18 protein-coding genes are annotated in these 22,269 nt (G+C 62.8%); 3 read left to right on the top strand and 15 right to left on the bottom strand.

The window, feature by feature from the left end:
* Positions 1-45: 45 nt before the first annotated feature.
* The 6 genes from glgX to glgA are packed head-to-tail and all read right to left on the bottom strand — an operon-like array spanning position 46 to position 10,516.
* A complete protein-coding gene (gene glgX, locus CXP40_RS01680) occupies positions 46-2,160 on the bottom strand; it encodes a glycogen debranching protein GlgX (RefSeq protein WP_106732319.1) in 2,115 nt (704 codons plus the stop codon).
* A gap of 10 nt (positions 2,161-2,170) precedes the next feature.
* Positions 2,171-2,422: a DUF2934 domain-containing protein gene (locus tag CXP40_RS01675; protein WP_079783734.1), complete on the bottom strand. Its 252-nt coding sequence runs from the start codon at positions 2,420-2,422 to the stop codon at positions 2,171-2,173.
* Between the two features lie 16 nt (positions 2,423-2,438).
* The gene (locus CXP40_RS01670; protein WP_106732318.1) at positions 2,439-5,183 is read right to left on the bottom strand and encodes a malto-oligosyltrehalose synthase; all 2,745 of its coding nucleotides are present in this window, start codon (positions 5,181-5,183) and stop codon (positions 2,439-2,441) included.
* Positions 5,176-7,230 carry a 4-alpha-glucanotransferase gene (malQ, locus tag CXP40_RS01665; RefSeq protein ID WP_106732317.1) on the bottom strand — a complete coding sequence of 685 codons (2,055 nt, stop codon included), beginning with the start codon at positions 7,228-7,230 and terminating at the stop codon, positions 5,176-5,178. Before malQ ends, CXP40_RS01670 begins: the two co-directional genes overlap by 8 nt.
* Positions 7,227-8,957, bottom strand: coding sequence for a malto-oligosyltrehalose trehalohydrolase (gene treZ / locus CXP40_RS01660; RefSeq protein ID WP_106732316.1), 1,731 nt, complete (start codon positions 8,955-8,957; stop codon positions 7,227-7,229). Before treZ ends, malQ begins: the two co-directional genes overlap by 4 nt.
* A 23-nt stretch (positions 8,958-8,980) precedes the next feature.
* Complete coding sequence (glgA, locus tag CXP40_RS01655; RefSeq protein ID WP_106732315.1) at positions 8,981-10,516, bottom strand: glycogen synthase GlgA; 1,536 nt, start codon at positions 10,514-10,516, stop codon at positions 8,981-8,983.
* Positions 10,517-10,742: 226 nt separating this feature from the next.
* Between glgA and CXP40_RS01650 the strand changes: the two genes are divergently transcribed.
* Positions 10,743-11,225: a CinA family protein gene (locus CXP40_RS01650; protein WP_106732314.1), complete on the top strand. Its 483-nt coding sequence runs from the start codon at positions 10,743-10,745 to the stop codon at positions 11,223-11,225.
* Positions 11,226-11,272: 47 nt separating this feature from the next.
* Here the strand turns inward: CXP40_RS01650 and CXP40_RS01645 are convergent, their stop codons facing one another.
* On the bottom strand, positions 11,273-11,797 hold the full coding sequence (locus CXP40_RS01645) for a DUF4142 domain-containing protein (protein ID WP_106732313.1): 525 nt from the start codon (positions 11,795-11,797) through the stop codon (positions 11,273-11,275).
* Positions 11,798-12,032: 235 nt separating this feature from the next.
* On the opposite strand from CXP40_RS01645, the gene katE reads away from it, so the two are divergent.
* A complete protein-coding gene (gene katE / locus CXP40_RS01640; RefSeq protein WP_106732312.1) occupies positions 12,033-14,171 on the top strand; it encodes a catalase HPII in 2,139 nt (712 codons plus the stop codon).
* 197 nt (positions 14,172-14,368) lie between these two features.
* On the opposite strand, the gene CXP40_RS01635 is transcribed toward katE, so the two are convergent.
* From CXP40_RS01635 to coxB, 7 genes are all read right to left on the bottom strand, one after another.
* The gene (locus tag CXP40_RS01635; protein WP_106732311.1) at positions 14,369-14,698 is read right to left on the bottom strand and encodes a four-helix bundle copper-binding protein; all 330 of its coding nucleotides are present in this window, start codon (positions 14,696-14,698) and stop codon (positions 14,369-14,371) included.
* A gap of 403 nt (positions 14,699-15,101) precedes the next feature.
* Positions 15,102-15,560: a hypothetical protein gene (locus tag CXP40_RS01630; protein ID WP_256579203.1), complete on the bottom strand. Its 459-nt coding sequence runs from the start codon at positions 15,558-15,560 to the stop codon at positions 15,102-15,104.
* Between the two features lie 12 nt (positions 15,561-15,572).
* A complete protein-coding gene (locus tag CXP40_RS01625; protein ID WP_041769448.1) occupies positions 15,573-15,890 on the bottom strand; it encodes a hypothetical protein in 318 nt (105 codons plus the stop codon).
* 344 nt (positions 15,891-16,234) lie between these two features.
* Entirely contained in the window at positions 16,235-17,053 is an 819-nt protein-coding gene (locus CXP40_RS01620; RefSeq protein ID WP_106732310.1) for a cytochrome c oxidase assembly protein, read from the bottom strand.
* Complete coding sequence (locus tag CXP40_RS01615; RefSeq protein WP_106732309.1) at positions 17,044-17,397, bottom strand: hypothetical protein; 354 nt, start codon at positions 17,395-17,397, stop codon at positions 17,044-17,046. Before CXP40_RS01615 ends, CXP40_RS01620 begins: the two co-directional genes overlap by 10 nt.
* Positions 17,397-19,928 (bottom strand): cytochrome c oxidase subunit I, encoded by a 2,532-nt coding sequence (gene ctaD, locus CXP40_RS01610; protein ID WP_106732308.1) that lies wholly within the window; start codon positions 19,926-19,928, stop codon positions 17,397-17,399. Before ctaD ends, CXP40_RS01615 begins: the two co-directional genes overlap by 1 nt.
* Positions 19,925-20,815 carry a cytochrome c oxidase subunit II gene (gene coxB / locus CXP40_RS01605; protein ID WP_106732307.1) on the bottom strand — a complete coding sequence of 297 codons (891 nt, stop codon included), beginning with the start codon at positions 20,813-20,815 and terminating at the stop codon, positions 19,925-19,927. Before coxB ends, ctaD begins: the two co-directional genes overlap by 4 nt.
* Before the next feature lie 135 nt (positions 20,816-20,950).
* On the opposite strand from coxB, the gene CXP40_RS01600 reads away from it, so the two are divergent.
* Complete coding sequence (locus tag CXP40_RS01600) at positions 20,951-21,409, top strand: DUF2231 domain-containing protein (RefSeq protein ID WP_106732306.1); 459 nt, start codon at positions 20,951-20,953, stop codon at positions 21,407-21,409.
* A gap of 79 nt (positions 21,410-21,488) precedes the next feature.
* Here CXP40_RS01600 and CXP40_RS01595 read toward each other — a convergent pair whose 3' ends face one another.
* Positions 21,489-21,902, bottom strand: a complete 414-nt coding sequence (locus CXP40_RS01595) for a CopD family protein (protein WP_106732305.1) — start codon at positions 21,900-21,902, stop codon at positions 21,489-21,491.
* Between the last annotated feature and the right edge of the window lie 367 nt (positions 21,903-22,269).

The following is a 22,269-nucleotide window of genomic DNA, read 5'->3' as shown; positions in this document are numbered from 1 at the left end:
GTTGGCAGACGGAAGCAGGGTTCAGGCTTTTTTTCGCGGCGGCCTTTAGCGCAGTAACTCCAACAACTGCAGCGTGCGCCCGTGCAACTCCACCGCGTCCTGTTGCACGGGCCTTGGTACCGTTTGTGCGGTATGCGTATCGACCAGGCACAGCCAGTGGCGCCCGCCGTGCACTTCGGGCAGCTGGAACTCGCAGGGCTGGTGGCCGGCATTGAGCAGCAACAGCAGGGTGGCGTCGGCACCGCTGCGTTTGACGCCTGAGGGTTGCGCGCGGCCGTCCATGAGCATGCCCATGCAGCGCGCCTCCTCGTCGTGCCAGTGCTCTTCGGTCATTTCGCTGCCGTCGGGGGCTAGCCAGGTGACGTCCTTGACGTCCCGCTCCTCGTTGTAGTGCCCGACCAGAAAACGCTGGCGGCGCAGGATCGGGTAACTCCGACGCAGAGCGATCAGGTGCTGGCAGAAGGCGAGCAGCTCACGGCCTTCATCGTCGAGCGACCAGTCCACCCAGCTCAGTTCGTTGTCCTGGCAGTAGGCATTGTTGTTGCCGTGCTGGGTGCGGCCGAACTCGTCGCCGGCCAGCAGCATCGGCGTGCCCTGGGCGAACAGCAGGGTGGCCAGCAGGTTGCGCATCTGCTGCACGCGCAGGCTGCGAATCGATGGGTCGTCGGTGGCGCCCTCGCTGCCGTGGTTCCAGGAGAGGTTGCGGTCGGTGCCGTCCTGGTTGTTCTCGTCATTGGCCTCGTTGTGCTTGTGGTCGTAGGACACCACGTCGCGCAGGGTGAAGCCGTCATGCGCGGTGATGAAGTTGACCGAGGCGAAGGGCCGGCGCCCACGCTGGTTGTAGAGATCGCCGGAGGCGGTTAGACGCCTTGCCAGTTCACCGAGCTCGCCGCGGTCGCCCTTCCAGTAGGCGCGCACGTTGTCGCGGAATTTGTCGTTCCATTCGGCCCAGCCCGGCGCAAAACCACCGACCTGATAGCCGCCGGGGCCGCAGTCCCAGGGTTCGGCGATCAGCTTGACCTTGCTCAGCACCGGGTCCTGACGGCAGGCGACCAGAAAGCTGTGGCGCTCGTTGAAACCATCGGCGTAGCGCCCGAGGATGGTCGCCAGGTCGAAGCGAAATCCATCCACGCGCATTTCGGTCGCCCAGTAGCGCAGCGAGTCGGTGACCATCTGCAGCACGCAGGGGTGGCTCAGGTCCAGCGTGTTGCCGGTACCGGAGTCGTTGATGTAGTAGCGGCGCTCGTCCGGCAGCAGGCGGTAGTAGCTGGCGTTGTCGATGCCGCGCATGGACAGCGTCGGACCGCGCTCGTTGCCCTCGGCGGTGTGGTTGTAGACCACATCGAGAATCAGCTCCAGGCCGGCCTTGTGCAGGTGCGCGACCATTTCCTTGAATTCACTGATGCGACCGCTGGAGAGATAGGCCGGGTGCGGGGCGAAGAAGCCGATGCTGTTGTAGCCCCAGTAGTTGTTCATGCCCTTTTCCAGCAGATGCTGATCGTTGACGAAGGCATGCACCGGCAGCAGCTCGACGCTGGACACGCCCAGCTCGCGGATGTGCCGCAGCAGTTCGGGGTTGGTCAGCCCGGCGCAGGTACCGCGCTGCGGCTCGGGCACCGCCGGATGACGCATGCTGATGCCGCGCAGATGCGTTTCGTAGATCACCGTGCGATCCCAGGGCGTGCGCAGGCTGGGTTGCTCGCCCCAGGTGAAGGCCGGGTCGATGACCTTGCACTTGGGCACGAATGGCGCGCTGTCGCGCTCATCGAAGCTCAGGTCACCGGCCGGGTCGCCGATGGTGTAGCCGAACAGCGCTTCAGACCACTGCAGCTTGCCCACCAACTGCTTGGCGTAAGGATCGATCAACAGCTTGTTGGGGTTGAAGCGGTGCCCGGCTTCGGGCTCGTAGGGACCGTATACGCGGTAGCCGTATACCTGGCCGGGACGGGCGTCAGGCAGGTAGCCGTGCCAGATCTCGTCGGTGTATTCCGGCAGCTCGATGCGTTCGATCTCCGTCTCACCGCGCTCGTCGAACAGGCACAGCTCCACTCGCGTGGCGTGCGCCGAGAACAGGGCAAAGTTGACCCCGAGGCCATCCCAACTCGCGCCCAGCGGGAACGGCGTGCCTTCGGTAACGCGTGAGCGCTGTTGATTGGACATGGTGGCGACCTCAGGCTTTCGGCGTCTTGGGTGTGCGCGGGGCACGGGGTTTCTTCAGCAGCGCGGGCTGTTCGGCCTCGCTCAGCGGCACCGTCTTGGGTTTGCTGACACGCCGCGGCTTGGCCGTGGGTTGGGCTTGCGCCTCGGCTTCGGCCAACTTGCTGGCCATTTTCCAGTGCCGCTCATGCTGGCCATGAGGGCGGCCTTCGGATTCCCAGATCTGAAAGGCAAACTCGCGTATGCGCTGCTCATCGACATTCATGGCGTAACTCCTGTGATCAAGGGGTAAGGCGAAGCAGATTGACCGGCAGCTCGGCCAGCGCGTCGGCAAGTGGCACCGCTTCGTGCGCTGCGATCTGGCAAGGAGTGAGCAGGCCGGTGACATGGCAGTGGTTGAATTCGCCCGGTAACACCACGGCGGTGTCGCCCCAACGCTTTGTGGGCACATGTGGCAGGTCGTGCTCTGCGAGCAGGCCGGCGGCCAGGCGCGGCACGATCACCAGCAGGTGCTGGTTACCGTGACTACGCAGGAAGGCGAGCACCTGGGCGGCGTGTCTGCCCGTGACAGCCAGGGGCTGGTAACTGCCCTGGCTGAACAGCGACGGACGCGCCGCACGAATCGCCAGCACCTGCTGGATCAGCCATTGCTTGATGCGCCCGTCCTGCCAGCTGGCCAGCATGGCCGTTGGCTCATCATTGGCCTGTAATGCGTTTTGTCGCGCGGCGAAGTCCACCGGGCGACGGTTATCAGGGTCGACCAGACTGAAATCCCAGAACTCGCAGCCCTGGTACAGATCGGGCACACCGGGCGTGGTCATGCGCAGCAGGCATTGCACCAGGCCATTCAGGGCACCAGCAGGGGCTATTGCTGCGACGCTCTCAGCCAGCTCGGTGCGCAAGGCCAATCCGGCTGGCTCGCACAACAGGCGCCGCAGGAAATCGGCACAGGCAGCTTCGTGTTCGTCGTTCGGCGCACTCCAGGCGCTGTTGAGCTTGGCCTCGCGCAGTGCCTTGCGCTGCCAACCGAGCAGGCGCTGCAGGTAGGCGTCCAGGCCAACGTCATCGTCCGCTTGCAGCCCCAGCGGCCAACTGCCGATCAGTGCCTGGTAGAGAATCGCCTCTTCGCCGCCATCCGGCGCCTGCTGCTGATGACTGCTACGCAGCGGTTGTGCAAGGTGCTGCCAGTGCCTGACCCGTTCGGCGTACCAGGCGGCGCGTTCGCTGAGCACCGCCAGGCGTGCGCGGCAGTCCTCGCCACGTTTGTGGTCATGGGTGGCGGTGGCCAGCAAGTTGAGCGGGTGATGGTTCGCACGTTCGACGCAGGCCTGGTGAAAATGCTCGACGCTGGCGCTGAAGTGCTCTGCATCGAAGCCCACGTCATAGCGCGACAACAGCACGCCGGCGCGATACAGCGCGGTGTCCTCCACGGCCTTGGCGGCCACAGGCGAGGTCAGTTGCTGGAAGCGCGTGAGCGCCTGGGCGCGCAAACGCCGTGCGCGCCCAGGCGGCAACGCACGCAGGAAGGCGCCGCCGAGCCAGTCGTCGAGATGTGACAGCAAGGGCCAGTCAGCTTCGGCCAGGGTTTGCCGCGCGCCGTCCAATGCCTGCTGAAAGAAGCGCCGATCCTGCTGGGAACGGCCGTAGGCCTGGGCGTAAGTGCGATACACCGGGAAGTGCACGATCAGCTCGCGCAGCGCTCGGCGAATGGCGCCGAGGGTCAGGTCGCGGGTGGCGATGTCATGACGGGCGACGTGCAGCAGGCGCTGGGCAACTTCCTCCAGATCACCGGCCAGCGAGCCTTCCAGCACCAGACGTCGCGCCTGCAGGATTTCTTCGTCGAACGCTGTCGGCCGGCCACTTTGCGCCTGCCACAGCTGGCTGAGCGGCAGTTCGCCATGCGGGTCGTGCTGCAGCAGCGACAGCTGGTTCATGAACTCGTAGCCGGTAGTGCCGTCCACCGGCCACTCCTGCGGCAACTGTTCGCCAGCGCCGAGAATCTTTTCCACGAAGATAGGGAAGGGCGCATCGCCGCGCAGTTGCCGGATGCGCCGGCGCAGCCGGCTGCAATAGGCACGCGGGTTGGCCAGGCCGTCGATGTGATCGATGCGCAGGCCGTCGATCAGGCCGCGCTCGATAAGCTCGAAGACCTTGGCGTGCGTCTGCTCGAATACTTGCCGATGCTCGACGCGCAGCGCACCCAGTTCGTTGATATCGAAAAACCGTCGCCAGTTGATATCGTCCGCCGCGGTACGCCAGCTGGCGACGCGGTAATGCTGACGTTCGAGCAGTGCGTGCAGACGCTGCTGCGCCGCTTCGTCACGGCCTTGAAAGCTGGCGAGCAGGGGCGCTACCTGGAGCGCCTTAGAGGTCAGTTCGATGCACAACTGATCGGCCTGTGCACGGCTGGCGTCATCATTGCCCAGGCGGGCGAAACGCTGACCCAGTTCGCGTAGGGCTTCATCTTCACTGCAGCGCAGGATGCTGGCGTAGCTGGCTGGCGTCAGCGGCAGGCGATGCTCGAAGTGCTGCGCGTGAAAGCGCCCGCGCTCGGTGTCGAACACCAGTTCCAGCGTGCCGTCACGCAGCGCCTCGCCGTAGTCGCTGCGCAGAAAAGGCACCAGTAATTGGCCGCTGAGCAAAGGGTCGTGGGATTGCCACTGGATATCGAAAAACTCGGCGTAAGGGCTGCCTTGCCCCCATTCCAGCACGTCCAGCCACCAAGGGTTACCGTCGCCACCGACGGCCATATGGTTGGGCACGATATCCAGGATCAACCCCATGTCATGGGCACGCAGAGTGTCCACCAACTGCACCAGCGCGGCTTCGCCGCCCAGTTCGGGGTTGATCCGGCTCGGGTCGATCACGTCGTAGCCGTGTTGCGAGCCGGGGCGGGCGGTGAGAATCGGCGAGGCATACAGGTGGCTGATACCCAGCTGCGCCAAATACGGCACCTGGGTCGCCGCATCGCGCAAGGTGAAATCCTTGTGCAGCTGCAGGCGCTGCGTGGCGCGTAATTCAGTCATTGCCAGCCTCCCGGCGTGCGCCATCGAGGCTGGCCAGACGCTCACTGGTAGCTGGCTGTTCCAGCAGCTCGTTGACCTTTAGCGGGTAGCGGCGCCGCCAGTTTGGGTGAATATCGCCCGGGCCGGGCAGGTTGGGCTGCTGCTCCAGGCCGCAGGCGTCCTCCAGCGGCAACAGGGTCAGTGGCGCCGGCGTGCGGCCGATATGCTCGATACAGGCTTGCAGGCAGGCATCGTCATCGCTGCCGGGCGCCATACCCTGGCGTTCGAACAGCTGGCGCAGCGCCACGCGCTCACCGGCACGCTCGGCGTGGTCGCCCTCCAGCAGCTCAGCGTCGCGCTGACCGGCGCGCACTCGCCATTCCAGATCGCGGCCGGCGAGCCAGCCCTTGATCGTCGGCAGGTCATGGGTGGTGGTGGTCGCCAGGGCATTGCCGGGCCAGCGTTCGGCTGGGACGAAACCCAGGTCGTCCTGCTCGAACAGCAGCACACGGGTGCCGAGGATATTGCGCGCGGCGAGCTTGTCGCGTAGCCCTTCGGGCACAGTGCCAAGGTCTTCGCCGATCACCAGGGCACGTTGACGGTGCGATTCCAGGGCCAGCAGGCGCAGCAGGTCATCGAGTGGGTAGCGCAGGTAGGCGCCGTGCTGCGACTCCGCGCCCTGGGGGATCACCCACAGCCGCTGCAGCCCCATTACATGGTCGATACGAATGCCGCCGGCATGCGCAAGGTTGGCCTGGAGCATCTCGATATAGGCGCGAAAGCCGTGCTGCCGCAGACCCTGCGGCGAGAAAGCGGCAACGCCCCAGTTCTGCCCCTGACGATTGAGCACGTCGGGTGGCGCACCCACGGTGACCCGTGGCAGCAGTTCGTCCTGGCGCGACCAGGCCTGGCTGCCGGCGCAATCGGCGCCCACCGCCAGGTCGGCAATCAGGCCGATGCCCATGCCGGCGCCGCTGGCAGTGGCCTGCGCGGTTTCCAGACCATGGGCGATCAGCCATTGGCAGAAGGCGTGAAAGCGCAGTTCATCGGCATGTTCGATGGCAAAACGGGTCACGGCGCCTTGATGCGGGCTGCGCAGGGCCTCCGGCCAGGTGCGCCAGTCACCGCTGGCGCCTTCGCGCAGGCGCTGCGCATGGATGGCCTCGAAGCAGCAATGCTGCTGCAGCGCATCGCCGCCGGCTGTGCGAAAGGCGTCGAAGCGTTGCTGTAAATGGTCGGGGCTTTGGCAGAAATCCGCATACAACTGGCGCAACAGGCGCTGGCGAGTGGCGGCCACGGCCGGCCAGTCGATCAACTGCAGCGCCTCCAGACGCGTCATTTCACTGTGCAGCCCGGCTGCTTGAATGGCTCGTTGCACGCGCGCCTCGCCGAGCAAGGTGACGGGCGCGGCATACAGGGTATTGAAGAACAGCCGGCTGGACGGTGAGTAGGGGCTGTAGCTGCGCAGATCCGCGCTGAACTGGGCGTGCACCGGGCTCAGGCCGATGGCATCGGCGCCGTGATTGGCGGCATGCCGAGCCAGATCCGCCACCGCCAAGGTATCGCCCAGGCCGCCGTCGCCGGCGCGGCGCAAACCGTAGAGCTGGGCAGTCAGGCCCCAGATGCGCGTCTTGCCACACAGTTCCTGCACCGACATGCAGGCGGCGGGCGCTACGGCGAGCGCATGCTGAGTGTCGCGAATCTGCAACTGGTAATAGCCAGGCTGCTGTTGCGCCGGCAAATGGCCGTTGTGGTCGAGCCGCCCCTCACTGACATTGCCGTGCTCATCGGTCAGCCGATAGGGGCTCTCGGCCGGGTAGAGGGTCAAAGCCAGCGGGTGATGCTGGTCCTGAAGCAGCAGAGCGGAATCTTCTGGCACATGCTGGCGGTGCACCAGCGAGGTCAGGCTTTCGCGTATCTGTTCCGGGCTTTGCGCCGGATAGCCCAGCGCCTCCAACAGGTTGCGCTGCGCTTCTGCCGATACGCTCTGTGGCTGGCCGTAGGCATCGGTCCAGTCGATGCTCAGATCCGCCGCTTGCGTCAGTTCGGCCAGTAATCGATCGCTCATCGGGCGGGCTCCAGGGTGACGAGGGCACTGCGTGGCGGCAATTGCGCCTGGCGCAGGTCGGTATCGTCGATGCGCAGGGTGTACAGGCGTTCGCCGTGCATGGCCTCTGCAGGTAGGGAAACGGCGCTGGTCCCCAGGTTGATGGCGATACTCAGCGCCGGGCCATTGCCCAGTCGCCAGCGCGCCAGTACCGCGCCGTCACCCAACACCTGCGCCCCCAGACTGCGCACTTGCTCCAGCCCTGGCAGCAGGCGGCTGTGGCGCACCTGCAACAGGCCGCGATAGAAGGCCAGCCACTCGCGCTGCTCAGGCTCCAAGGCAGGCGCCAGATCTGGCTGCGAGCGCTGGAAACTGGCCTCGGCATTGGGGTCGGCAATGGCTTCGCGGCTGTGCGGCGAGTTGAACTGGGAAAAATCGGCGAACTCGTTGCGCCGGCCTTCGCGCACGGCATTGGCCAGCTCGTCGTGGTAATCGGTGAAGAACAGAAAAGGCCGTTTGCAGCCCCATTCCTCACCCATGAACAGCAGTGGCACCATCGGGCACAGCAGCAGAAGCACGGTGGCGGCCTGCAGCGCGTCAACGTCGGCGAGTAGCGTCAGGCGCTCGCCAAAGGCGCGGTTACCCACCTGATCATGGTTCTGCAAAAACAGCACGAAGGCATGCGGCGGCAGGTCGGCGCTGGGTTCGCCGCGTGGTTGGCCATGGCGGTTGGCCTGCCCTTGGTAAACGAAACCCTGCTCCAGGCAGGTGGCCAACTTGCGCGTCGGCGCCTGGGCGTAATCGGCGTAGTAGCTTTCGTTCTCGAAGGTCAGTAGCGCATGCAGGGTGTTATGGCCATCGTCGTTCCACTGCGCATCGAAGCCATCACGCAGCAGGTGCGCGGCGTTATGCTCGTTCTCCAGCACCAGATGCACATAACGTTGCTGCGGCAGCGCCGAGCGCACGCGCGCTGCCAGCTCCTTGAGAAAGTCGTCGTCCTCGATGGCGTGCACGGCGTCGAGGCGCAGGCCGTCGACGCGATAATCCAGTAACCACATCAGCGCGTTTTCGCAGAAGAAGTCGCGCACCTGTGGGCGGCTGAAATCAATGGCCGCGCCCCAGGGCGTGATGCGTTCTTCATGGAAGAACTGCCGTGCGTACACGCCCAGATAATTGCCGTCCGGGCCGAAGTGGTTGTAGACCACATCGACGAACACCATCAGGCCGTAGGCATGGGCGCTGTCGATCAGTTGCTTGAGTTCATCGGGCGTGCCGTAGGCGTTGGCCGGGGCAAACGGCAGCACGCCGTCATAGCCCCAGTTGCGTGTGCCGGAGAAGGCGTTGAGCGGCATCAGCTGCAAGGCGGTGACGCCTAGATCGGCCAGGTGCGGCAGGTGCTCGATGACCTGCTGGAAACCACCGAACAGGCCAACGTGCAGTTCATACAGCACGGTTTCGTGCCAGGGACGGCCATTCCAGTCGCGGTGATGCCAGATATAGGCCGAATGATCGACGACCTGGCTGAAGCCATGCACGTCCTCGATCTGGCGGCGCGAGGCCGGGTCCGGCACGGGCCACTGTCCGTCGATACGGTAGCGATAGGCGGTGTCGGCCGGGCACTCGATCAGCGCAACGAACCAGCCTCCCTCCTGCGCCTGCATCGGATGCAAGCCACCGTCCTGCAGCTCCAGCTCTACCTGTTGGCAACTGGGCGCCCACAGGGAGAAGCGCACGCGGCCGTCGGCCATTGGCCGGGCACCATGACTGAACATCAGCGCGGCGCCCGTTGAACACTGGTCTGGCTCAGCAGACGTTGAAAAAGGCGGTCATATGGCTGCACCGACTGGCGCCAGTAGAGCGGGGCGCTCATGGCCTGGCAGCGCATGGCTTCCAGCAGCTCGGGATGGTCGAAGACCTGCAGCGCGCGGTCGATGGCCCGGCGATAGGCATCGGCCTGAGGCGCGTCGAAGAGAAAGCCGCTGACGCCATCCTCGATGGTGTCGGCCAGGCCCCCGGTGCAGCGGGCGATGGGCAGCGAGGCGTAGCGTTGAGCGTACATCTGGCTGAGGCCGCAGGGCTCGAAACGCGAAGGCATGAGCAGAAAGTCGCTGCCAGCGTACAGACGCCGCGCATCGCTTTCGTCAAAACCGATATGCACGCCGATACGCCCCGGATGGCGTCGTCCCAGCTCCGCCATGGCGGCCTCCAGGGCCGGTTCGCCCTGGCCGATGACGCCGATGCGGCCACCGCGCGCGACGATGTGTTCGGCCACTTCCAGGGTTAGATCTATGCCTTTCTGATGCACCAGGCGCGATACCACGGCGAACAGCGGGCCGTCGTCATCGAGCCCCAGCCATTGCTGGACATACTCGGCGTTGGCTCGTTTGCCCGCCCAGTCGCCAGCGCTGAAACCCTCCAGCAAGTGCGGGTCGCTCTCGGGGTGCCAGCTTTCGTCGATGCCGTTGGCGATGCCACTGAGCTGGTCGTTCTGCACCTTGGCCCGCAACAGGCCATCGAGACCACAGCCCTGTTCCGCCGAAGTGATTTCGCGGGCGTAGCGGCGGCTCACGGTGGTGACATGCTGCGAGTAAGCAATACCAGCCTTGAGGAATGACAGCTGCCCATAGAATTCCAGGCCCTCAACGCCGCAGGCCGTACTGGGTATTGCCAGTTCACTGGCGCAACGCATGTCACACAGGCCCTGGTATGCGAGATTGTGAATGGTCAGCAAGGCGGGTGTATTGGCCTGGCGCCAGGCCATGTAGGCCGGCGCCATCGCTGCTGGCCAGTCGTTGGCATGGACCAACTCCGGGCGCCACTGAATGCCAGCATCGCCGGTGGCGATCTCTGCGGCGGCCAGGCCGAGACGGGCGAAACGGATGTGGTTGTCAGCCCAGTCGCGGCCGTGCTCATCGACGTAAGGCGAGCCATCACGTTCGTACAGCGCATGGTTGAGCAGTACGTAGACGATAAGCCCATCGGCCAGGTCCATACGCCCGATCTGGCAAGGAGGCAACGCCGCCAGGCCAGGCAACTGCCCGACGATGCGGATCGGTCGGCCGCTTTCCACCACTTGCCGGTAACCGGGGATCAGCAGGCGGATGTCGTGTTGCGGCGACAGCGCACGGGGCAAAGCGGCGGAAACATCGCCGAGCCCGCCGCACTTGATCAGATCAGCGAACTCCGAGGTGACGAACAGTACGCGCTTGCGCTGCGGATGCTCACTATGCATCTGCAAGGGAGGCTTGGCTGCGGCGCTAAGGGTGGGTGTGGCTTGGATGTGTGCGGAGGCTGCAGCGCTTGCCATGTCTCTCTCCATGGGGTTGGACCTGAGGACGACTCGCCTTGTGGGCGAGGGCCGTGGAGGAGTGCAATGAACGATTGCGCGATCTCCCCCTTGCCCTTGAGCTGACGGGGCGATGCGAACAAAGGTTCGACCTTTTTTTTGCAGAGCGAGCGCCCTGTAAACAGGTTGAACTTTGCCGATCCTGGCCGCTTCACAGAGCAACCTGGCAGCTAACAGGAGCAGGCAGATGCAAAGCGTCGAACAGGTGGTGAAATTTCTCGGCAAGTACAAGCTGCGTTTGGCCACTGCTGAATCCTGCACAGCGGGGCTTATCAGCTCACTGGTGGCCGGCGTGCCTGGCTGCGGCCAGGTACTTGATTGCGCGTTCGTCACCTATTCGCCGCAGGCCAAGCAGCGTTGCCTGGGCGTCAATGCCGACACCATCGAGCGTTTCGGTCTCACCAGCGAAGAGGTTGCGCAGGAGATGGCGCTGGGCGCATTGCTACGCAGCGATGCCGATATCGTCCTGGCCAATACCGGCCTGGCGCAGGCAGAGGGAGAAATGGACGGCGTGCAATGCATCGCCTGTGCTATTCGCCTCGAACAGCACCAGGGCATCGTCAGTGAAACGCTGAAGTTCAGCGGAGGTCGCAACCAGGTGCGTGAGCAAACGGCGCGCTATGCCCTGTTGCAGTTGCCTTATTACTACGAACGTCTGCGTCAAGGCTGATTGGCCTGGCGAAGCCGGGCTGCATCAGCAGCCCGGCAGGCAAGTGATCACTCTTCCGGTAACTGGCCGTTCAACTGCTCAGCGCGCTGCAAGTGCTGCTCCAGCTTGGGCAGCGTCTCACGAGCAAACGTAGCGAGCTCCTGGTCATCGACATTTACCGCGCGGCGGAACAGCTCGATGGTTTCGCGGTGAGCGACCACCTGATTGTTCATGTAGGCCTTGTCGAAGCTGTCCTCGCTGCGCAGCTTGAGCACCAGGGCCTTGGCCTGGTTGATCAGTTCGGCATCGTCGGAGACCTCCAGGTCCTTGCTCTTGGCCAGTTCGGCCAACTGCTGATTCGCCCGACGGTGGTCATCGATCATCATCTGCGCAAAGCCCTTGACCGCCTCGTTCTGCGATTTTTCCAGCGCCAGTTTGGCCGTTTCGATCTCGGCGATGCCTTTCGCCGATGCCTCTTCGACGAATTCCTCGCTGCTGATCGATTCCGCCTTGTTGGCAGCCTGCAGGCTGGTGACGGCGCAGATGGCGAAGGCGGCAGCGGCCAGTAAGGCCAGTGGTTTCAACGGGTGCATATTCGATTCTCCTGGGATGTGTGTTCACAGGGGTAGAAGGTGCAGGTAGCGACGAAGTTCAGGACAAATTCGCCGCCCTAGGCCAAGCGCAACGGCCCGCCAGCACTGGCTTCGCGGAAAAATTCAAGTCGAACGGAACTGCTGCACTGCGCCTCAAAAAGTACCCGGAGCGACTTTCCCGTCGCTTGCGTGGCCACCATGCATGACATGGCCACTGAATAACCAGGAGTAGCCAATGAGCAAGCAACCGAACCCCGCCGATAACAGCCAGATGGCTGGCAGCGACACGCTCGACCGCAGCAACAGCAACGCCAAGCTCGAACAACTCGAACGTTTCCGCGAGGACGCGACAGGGGAGGCGCTGACCACCAACACCGGGACGCGCATCGCCGACAATCAGAACAGCCTGCGCGGCGGTGAACGCGGGCCGACGCTGATGGAAGATTTCATCATGCGCGAGAAGATCACCCACTTCGACCATGAGCGCATTCCCGAGCGTGTGGTGCATGCACGCGGGGCTGGGGCACATGGCTATTTCGAGGTAACCGATCCGATCAGCGATCTGAGTTGCGCCGCGTTCCTCGGCGAAGCCGGCAAGCGCACCCCGGTGTTCGTTCGATTTTCCACCGTGCAGGGGCCACGTGGCTCAGCCGATACGGTGCGCGACGTGCGCGGCTTTGCGGTGAAGTTCTACACCGAGGAGGGCAACTTCGATCTGGTGGGCAACAACATGCCGGTGTTCTTCATTCAGGATGCGATCAAGTTTCCCGACTTCGTCCATGCGGTCAAACCAGAGCCGCACAACGAGATCCCGACCGGCGCGTCGGCCCATGACACCTTCTGGGACTTCGTCTCGCTGACCCCTGAGTCGGCGCACATGGTGCTATGGACCATGTCCGACCGCGCCATTCCCATCGCCTATCGCTCGATGCAGGGCTTCGGTGTGCACAGCTTTCGCCTGGTCAACGGCGAAGGCCAGAGCAAGCTGGTAAAGTTTCACTGGCGACCCAAGGCCGGGGTTTGTTCGCTGGTATGGGACGAAGCACAGAAACTCGCGGGCAAGGACCCTGACTTTCACCGTCGCGGCCTGTGGGAAGACATCGAGCGCGGTCTTTACCCGGAATGGGAACTGGGCCTGCAAGTGATGGACGAGGAGGACGCACTGAGCTTTGGCTTCGACCTGCTCGACCCGACCAAACTGGTGCCCGAAGAGCTGGTGCCAGTGCGCGTGGTCGGGCGCATGGTGCTCAATCGCAACCCGGACAACTTCTTCGCTGAGACCGAACAGGCGGCGTTTCACATCGGTCACGTGGTGCCAGGCATCGACTTCAGCAACGATCCGCTGTTGCAGGGCCGGCTGTTCTCGTACACCGATACGCAGCTGCTGCGCCTGGGCGGCCCCAACTTCAACGAAATCCCGATCAATCGGCCGCTATGCCCGTTCCACAACAACCAGCGTGACGCGCCGCATCGCCAGCAGATCAATCGCGGCCGCGCTTCCTACGAGCCCAACTCGATCGACGGCAACTGGCCGCGTGAAACTCCACCAGCGCCCAGCGGGGGTGGCTACAGCTCCTATCCCGAGCCACTGCAAGGGCACAAGGTACGGGTGCGCTCGCCCAGCTTTGGCGATCACTTCTCTCAGGCAACGCTGTTCTGGCGCAGCATGAGTGAGACTGAGCAGCAGCACATCGTCGACGCCTACAGCTTCGAGCTGTCGAAGGTCGAACGTCTGTACATTCGCGAGCGTCAGGTGAAAGACATTCTCGCCCACATTGATCCGCTGCTGGCGTTGCGCGTGGCGGAGAATCTGGGGATCGATCTGGACAGTACCTCGACGCCAAAAATGGATAACAAGGCTGAGGTCTCTCCCGCACTGAGTCAGATGAATCTGCTGCCCGGGGACATTCTCGGACGCCGTGTGGCGATCCTGCTCACCCCTGGCTGCAAGGCTGACGAGGTCGGCAGTCTGAAGAAAATGCTCGAGGCAGCCGGTGCCGTGGCCAAGCTCCTGGCGCCTTCTGCAGCGGCGCTGAAAGATTCTGACGGCCAACCGATGCAGCCCGATGGCAGCTTCGCGTCGGAGCCGTCGATTACTGTCGATGCGGTGTTCGTGCCAGGAGGTGAGTACGTACTCAAGACCCTGCAGGACGATGGCGTTGCCAAGCACTACCTGCTGGAAGCCTACAAGCACCTCAAACCCCTGGCGCTCAGCGGTGATGCCGCTCAGCTTGCGGCGCTGCTGGGCTTGGAGGAGGACGACGGCATGCTCTGCGGCGATAGCTTCGATCCGCTGTACATGCGCTTCGAAACAGCGCTGAAGCAGCATCGCATCTGGGCGCGGGAGATGCGCGCCAAAAGCATTCCAGCCTGAACCCACGCCCGGCCTAGCGCGGATTCTCGTCGCTTGGTCGGGGTTTTCTCTTACGCTGCGTCTTGGTCGATGGGCGCAGCGGCACTGGCGCGTCGAGCTGTGAGCCAGGGTCTTCGTTACCCGGGTCGTCCAGCAACCTATCGTTGCTACGCGCTACGGGCGTCCGCCCGATTTCCTTCGGTGTTTTCCTGTTCATCTCAGGCTGTCTCCAGCAAGGGTTCGTCTGCGCACTGCTGACAGGCATGCGCGCATTCCTGGCAATGCTGACTGGTGTGCTGGATGCATTCCTCGGCACAGGCCAGACAGGCGATCCGGCACAGTTGGCTGGCCACTGCCACGTAAGGACTGTCACGCAACATCAGGGTGGCCGTGAGGCGGCACAGGTCTGCGCAATCTCGGCACAGCTCGATGCAACGGTAATGGCCTGCGTCTTTCTCACGCAGGCACGCCGATGCGCATTGTTCACACGCATTGGCGCAACTGTTGTAGGCGGTGATCTGATCCAGATAATTGTACTGATCTGTCATTTTCATGCCTCCATATATAACCACTGTAGAAATATTGCGCCGCACCAATAAAGAGCAACTTGGCCATACAGATCGCAGCGCGCCTTATAAGCACCTCTTATTTATAAAGAAAAGCCCGAATGGTCTCTTGCCGGGTTTCACTTAAATGGCTTGCCGGCCATCTTGCCAACGGCAATATCAGGCAAGCTCAGTTGAATACCCAGGCAAGCGACAATGCCCTGACGACAGCAACTGTAATGAAAAAGTAAATTCACCCGTTGCGCATGATATACATCCCGCGACTGGCATCTATGCATGTCGACAGTCACTTGAATCGTTAGCTCAAACAATCGGGGGCGGGTAAGCGGTAGGGCAGGGTAAGAGGCTGGAAATGCCAGCCGAGGGCGCTGGGCGCTAGTGGCGGCTAGAAGGAGTGATTGGTCTTGATCACTTCGATCATCATGTTGTTTGGCCTGTCCGCTGCGCGAGCGCGCAGCGGGTCGTGGTGTATATCCCGGCAGGTGAGAATGGAGCGGCTGAACTGAAAATCCCGCTCAGGGTGCGTGGCGGTGACCTTGTCCTTGTCACAATCCTCGCAAGGCTGCTCGTCAAGCGCTTCGCTGTGCACCTGATAGCAGTTCGAGTCGACCTCCCGAAGCGAACGCTGGGCTACCTGGGTACTGGGTGGCGGCTGAGAGAGCATTACTGCCAGCGCCGCTGGCTGAAAGGGTTGCCAAATCAGAAGAACCACCAGGCATGTCGCCCCCGTCATGTAAGGCCACTCGTACATCAGTTGGTGCCGATAGGGCATATGCCGTCTGATTCTTCCCATCACCTCTTCGGCCTTGTTCCGAATCGTTGCTGAATCCTTGCATCTGGGCATGTGCGTATCCCCTCATTCTTTCGTGAGCTTTCTCATGGCCCACAAACGGGAGGTGCGCGTACGGAAAATCGGCTCGCGCGAATAGGTTGGCAACTGCTTGGTATTACAGTGTTTGACCGCTTCGCTGATCGACTCGCCATCCTCTTCCAGCGTCATATCGAAATGAATCAGTCTGATCACCTCCTGAGTAGGACAACTCCCATCCAGAACGCGGACGAGTTGCCGTTCTTTATGGGCAACGGTAAGCACGATGCTGCCGTCCGGCCTTGGCGTCATATCAACTTCATAATTGGCTAGCGCCGATCTAATACTTTCCAAGTCGTGTTTCATGAGTATCTCCTTAATGTCACTCATGAAACATAACGGTGATTTTCGCTAACACCAACAGTTGGGACGATTGGTAAAAAAAAAATTCAAAGTGACATCATTTGCCGAAGTTATACAAAATTTCTGCACACACGAATCAGTTCAAAAAGAATCGGAGACTTGGAAATGCGACGATAACTTTATTGTTTGCATACAGCATCTTGCGCCAGAGCAATAAGTCAACTGGTTTGCAGTGACAGAAAAATACCCTGAACCAAATGCGCGTCACGCTTTCACCGAAACGCCCAGAAGCTGTCGGCAGACTTGGATTGAAGTTGTACAAGAAGTTAGCGCGCACGAAGAACGCGCTATTGGGTAGTACCGGCGTTTTCACCCTGACGTCGCCAGATGCGTGTCAACCAGCGCCAACTGATCCAGCCGGCTGCAGCCAGATAGACCAGGCTGCCCGGCACCCACATGAGCAGCCCGGCCAGTTGCTGGTCCGCCAGATCGCGGGACTCACCGTAGAACGGTGTATTGCCGAAGGTGAGCAGGGCACCGAGCAACCCTGTGTGCATCAATGTCAGGAGGATGGCCATCAGCGCGTGCGGCACCTGCCGCGGGTTGGCGCGCAGGCAGGACCACCAGAACAACCAGGCGCTGAAGAGGAAACAGGCATGTTCGATGGCATGCCACCAGGTATTTTCCAGCGCCAGCATGTACAGGCTCGGCGTGTGCCAGACCCAGATCATCGCCCCGTGCAGCATCGCCAGCGCTACCGGATAACGGCCGCTACGCAAAATCGCATTGGACACCGGGGCCATCCAGCCGCCGAGCACCGCACGCCACTGCGGCAGTGGCCGGGCCAGTGCCCAGAGCGGTGCGATGACGATCATGAACAGCATGTGCTGGACCATGTGCAGGCTGGTACTGGTTTCCGCCCAGTCATCGATGGGGCCGAACACAGCGAGCACGGTGATGATCATCGCCAGGTGCATCCACAGCGCCTCCCGACCATGCGGGCGCACCTTGCGACAGCCCATGACGTAAAGCAGCCAGGCAGCACCAAGCAACAAGGCGCTCAAAAACAGCGGCACGCGCTCGCTCAGGTGCAGATGGCCATTGAGTAGGCCATGCGCAGCGGCTGTACCGGGCAGCAACAGCAGGGCGAGGGCAATTACAGGCATGGCGGCAGGCTCAGGGTCGGCAGGGCGACGAAGACGGTGGCGATGGCGCCGATCAGGTTCACACCTGCTGCAAGGCGGGCCACGAAGCGCTCGGATTGGGTGGTGCTGTCTTTTCTGGCAGCTCGCTGGAACAGCCGCGCCAGGCCAAGCAGGGCCACCACCGTAACCACGCTGAGCACACCTAGCGAGGCGTTCAGCCAGGTCCACTGGCCTTGTGCAGGAGGTGGCGGCAGCAGCGAACATCCTACCGACAGGCCGCCGTAGATGACCACGAACCAGATGCTCCAGAGCACCAGCCCGAGCGGAATATGAACCGGGTTGTAGGGGCTGCGTAATGGCTGCATCACGCACCTCCGAAGGTGGGTGGAAACAGCACCACGCTGCAATAGGTGATCCACAGCACGGCGAGGTTGTACTGCCACAACTGTTCGACCACCAGCGGTTCGTAAGGTGTGCGCTTGCACACGTAGCCGTAATGCACGCGCAGCGCCTGCAAGGCGCTGAGGATGGACGCCAGCGCGCCGTGCACCAGGCTATAGGCAAGCATGACGGTGATCACCGCGTCATGTGCAGTGGAGCGTGGCGCCAGATCGCCAGAAAGCAGGGTCCAGAGCAGCAAAGCGGCATGCAGTACGCCGAGCAGCGCCACGCCGGCGAAGCAGGCGATCAGCGTGGCCGGCTCGCCCTGGCCCTGACGCAGACGCCGCAGCACCGGCCGCTGGCAGAGTACGGCGACGCTGAGCAGCACGGCGCTGGCCAGGAGCAGGCGTTGATCGATGACCGGATCGTCCGGCACCAGCCAGTTCGGCGATACCGTCCATAGATAGAACCAGCCGAACAGCAGCGCCAGATACAAGGCACCGTTGGCCAGCAGGGTCACGCCCATGCCCCACAAACCAGGGCCATCACAGGTGCGTGAGTGCAGCGGCGGCTCGCCAGGCTGCACCCTTGCATCCGGCGCCGCCAACGGGTGTGCGCCGTTCTCCCAGCTCCAGCGCAGCAGCACCAGCACGGCAACGATGCTGGCCACCAGCGCGACCCAGTAGAACTTGCTCAGCAGCCCCAGGCAGGTGAAGGCGATGAACAGCGAGGCGATGAAAGGCCACCAGCTATTGCCTGGCAGGTGGATGATCTCGCGCACCTTGCCGGTCAGCGGCTCGATGCCCCAGGTCTCTCGCCGGCCATGGTCGATCACGGTGAGGGCGAATTCGCCACGGTCGATGCGCTCCTCCAGGCCGGGCATTTCCCATAGGGGATGGCGGGTGCGCACCGGTGGTAGGCTGACGAAGTTGTAGGGGCTGGGCGGCAGATGCGTACTCCACTCCAGGGTGTCCGCGTTCCAGGGATTCTTCGTGGCCTTCTGGCCGAAGCGAAAGTGCAGGACGATATCCAGCAGCACGGTGGCGATGCCGATGGCCATGATGAAGCTGCCGATCGACGAGATCAGGTTGGGCAGGTCCCAGCCCAGGCCGGATTGGTAGGTGTAGATGCGCCGCGGCATGCCCATCAGGCCGGTCCAGTGCATGATCAGGAAGGTCAGGTTGAAGCCGATGAACACCAGCCAGAAGCCCCATTTGCCGAGGCGTACCGATGGCATGCGTCCGGAAAAGTGCGGCAGCCAGTAGTAGATGCCGGCCAGCAGCGGGAAGAACATGCCGCCCACCAGCACGTAGTGCATGTGCGCCACCACGAAGTGGGTGTCATGCACCTGCCAGTCGAAGGGCACCAGTGCCAACATCACGCCGGTCAGTCCGCCACAGACGAAGATCACCAGAAAACCCACCAGCCACAGCATCGGTACGTGGTACAGCGGTCTCCCGACCCATAGTGTGGCAATCCAGGCGAACACCTGGATGCCGGTCGGGATCGCCACCAGCATGCTCGCGGCGGAAAAGAACGCCTGCGCCAGTTGCGGGATGCCCACAGTGAACATGTGGTGCACCCACAGGCCGAAGCTGATGAAACCGGTGGTGAGGATTGCCAGCACCACCCAGCGGTAGCCCACCAGCGGCCGTTGGCAGAACACCGGCAGCAGGGTCGAGACGATGCCGGCCGCCGGCAGGAAGATGATGTACACCTCGGGATGGCCGAACAGCCAGAACAGGTGCTGCCAGAGAATCGGGTCACCACCGCGCGCCACTTCGAAGAACGGCAGGCCAAGCGCACGCTCCAGTTCCAGCAGAATGCTGCCGAGGATCAACGGCGGGAAACCGACCACGATCATCATGGCCATCACCAGGATGTACCAGGCATAGATCGGCATCTTGTTCAGCGACATGCCTTCGGCGCGGGTGCGCAGGATCGACACCACCAGCTCGACACCGGCCGACACCGCCGAGATTTCCACGAAGGTGATGCCGATCAGCCAGAAATCCGAGTTCGGCCCGGGCGTATGCACCGCGCTGGACAGCGGCGTGTACATGAACCAGCCAGCCTTTGGCGCGATGCCCAGCAGCAGGCTGGCACAGAGAATCAGCCCGCCGAACAGGTAGCACCAGTAACCCAGTGCCGACAGCCGTGGGAACACCAGGTCACGCGCGCCAAGCATCTTCGGAATCAGGTAGACCGCCAGGCCTTCCATCATCGGCACGGCGAACAGGAACATCATCACCGTGCCATGCATGGTGAAGACCTGGTTGTAGACGTCCGGCTCGAGAAAGTCGTAGCCCGGTATGGCCAACTGCGTGCGCACCAGCATCGCCAGCAAACCACCGAACAGGAAGAACCCGAGCCCGGTGAGCATGAAACGAATACCGACGGTGGTGTGATTGACGATGGTCAGCGACTTCCAGCCGCGCGGGTTGCCCCATACGTCATTGAACTGATCGTGCAGTTGTTCCTGGGCGGCAACCTGTTCGTTGCTTGGTGTAGTCACGGGCGCAGGGTCTCCAGCCAGTCGGCGATGGCGCTTAGGTGGTCGGGGTCGAGATCGTCATGCAGCGGCATGGCGTTACCGGGTTTGAGCCGCTGGTGCTCGTGCAGCCAGCGCAACAGTGCGCCTGGTTCATTGCTCAGCACACCGGCGCCGAGCATCGATCGCGCACCGACATCGCTGAGATCCGGCGCGCGATTGCCTTCGCTCACGCCCGCCACGCGATGACACTGACCGCAACGCGCGGCGAACACCTCACCAGCCGGGCCGGGCAGGGCGCTGACCTGTTGTTCGCGGCGCGCCTGCAGCCAGTTGGCGAAGTCTTCTTCGTCGTGAGCCTGCACATCGAGAATCATGTGCGTGTGCTGTGTGCCGCAGAACTCCGAGCACTGGCCACGAAAGGTGCCGGCCTGATCAGCCTGCAGGCGGATACGATTGTCCCGGCCGGGGATCATGTCGATCTTGCCACCCAGGCGCGGCACCCAGAAGGAATGAATGACATCGGCGCTGGTGACGTCGAGGTCCACCGGCCTGCCGACCGGCAGGTGCAGCTGATTGGCAGTGACCACGCCACTGTCCGGGTAGCGCACCTCCCACCACCATTGATGGCCGATTACTTCGATGCGCATCGGCTGCTCACCGACCAAGGGTAAAGGCAGCATGCGGTGGCCAATGGGAATGCCGAACAGCAGCAGGAGCAGCACGCTCAGGGTCGGTAACAGCAGTCCGCCGCCGACCAGCCAGCGCAACGTCAGCTGGCGTGCCCGGGCGGCATCCATTTGCGGCCGTTCGCGGCGCATGGCGTGCAACCACAGCGCGGTCACCACGATCAGCACCAGGGTGGCGAAGGCGCACATCGCCCACCACAGGATCGCCACCTCGCACGCCATCGGTCCGGCCGGGTCGAGCGCCGATTGCGGCCCCTCGCAGGCAACGAGAAACGGAACTGCTAGCGTCAGCGTGGTCAACTTGAAACAGGGCGTCAGCCAATGACGCTTACGTTTGACCTGCTCAAGGAGGCCGGGATGGCCGAAATAAAGGAAGTTATCGTTAGTCGCGCCGCCATCGCCGGACATCCGCTGCACCCGATGATGATCCACTTTCCCGTGGCCGCGCTGCTGGGTCTGGTGGCGACCGACATCGCCTATCTGCTGTTGGCCGATCCGTTCTGGGCGCGCGCAAGTCTCTGGCTGGCTGGCGTCGGCGCCTTCGGTGGCTGGGTGGCGAGCATGGCGGGGTTGGTCGATCTGCTTACGGTTGGCAGCATCCGGCGCAAGATCACCGCCTGGTGCCACGCCATCATCGCCGTGATGATGCTGTCGCTGGCATCGCTCAACTGGTTGCTGCGTTACGCCGGGCCTGAGCAGGGCATGGAACGCTGGGCACTGTATCTGTCGCTGCTGACCGCCGCGCTGATCGCTCTGGCGGCTTACCTGGGCGGGCGCCTGGTGTACGAACACGGCGTGGGCGTCGATACACGCTGAGCGAATCGGCTTCGGCTTGCCAGCTACTGGACGGTAGAGAGAGCGGGGCAGGCCGGGCATATTCTCGGGTACTCCGTGATCAGAAAGGTTTGGCCAGCACCAGCCACAGCGTGGCGCCGATCAGGGCGCTCAGCAGTAGGCCAATCAGCAGGCAGTTGCGCCGCAGTGCAGGTTCGGTGGCACGTTCGATGCGCAGAATCAGTACGCCGCACAGGGCGTGACAGAGCACCATCCCAGCGACGGTGGTGAGCTTGAGGATCAACCAGGGGTCGAAAATAGCTTCACGTAGAAACAACGCCGTGCCTGAGCCGATGGCCAGCAAGGCAGCTGGCGTGGCGAGCAGGTTGAAGACCGTGCGTGTGAGGTGGGCATGGTCGCGATAGAACAGTTCATCGCTGCTGCGGGTGCCGGCTACGATCATCGCAGGCAGGTACAGCAGCGCGCCGCACCAGCAGATTAGCGCCATGAAATGCAGCAGTTTGAGCAGTGGCATCGATGCTCTCCCATGCGTCCGTTCGTTGTGAGCACGTGGCCCTGATGGGCAGGCCACGACGTTGTGACTGCCTGATGGTGTTTGAGTTCGGCCACTCTCCAGAGCGAGCCAGGATCGTCTCCGGTAAAAAGAAGGAACCGCCGCAAGGAGAAGGAGGAGACGCTGCGGCGGCCCTGGGGAAGCAAGATGCTCGTTCGATTTGGCGCAATCACGCCGGTCAGGTCACGAAACGGTCCCTGACAATACTCCCCTGAAGTAGACAGAGTTCCACTGGCTGGCATGCGTTCAAGCTTTTTGCCGGGCCTGTGATGATCAGCACATCCATCGAAACGCAAAAAATTGAAACCCAGCGCTAAGGGGTCATGAC

The sequence above is a fragment of the Pseudomonas sp. YY-1 genome, from assembly GCF_002843095.1.
In the GTDB taxonomy this organism is placed as follows: domain Bacteria; phylum Pseudomonadota; class Gammaproteobacteria; order Pseudomonadales; family Pseudomonadaceae; genus Aquipseudomonas; species Aquipseudomonas sediminis_A.
The sequence above is the reverse complement of the archived record's forward strand: the minus strand, read 5'-3'. Positions and strand labels throughout refer to the sequence as shown.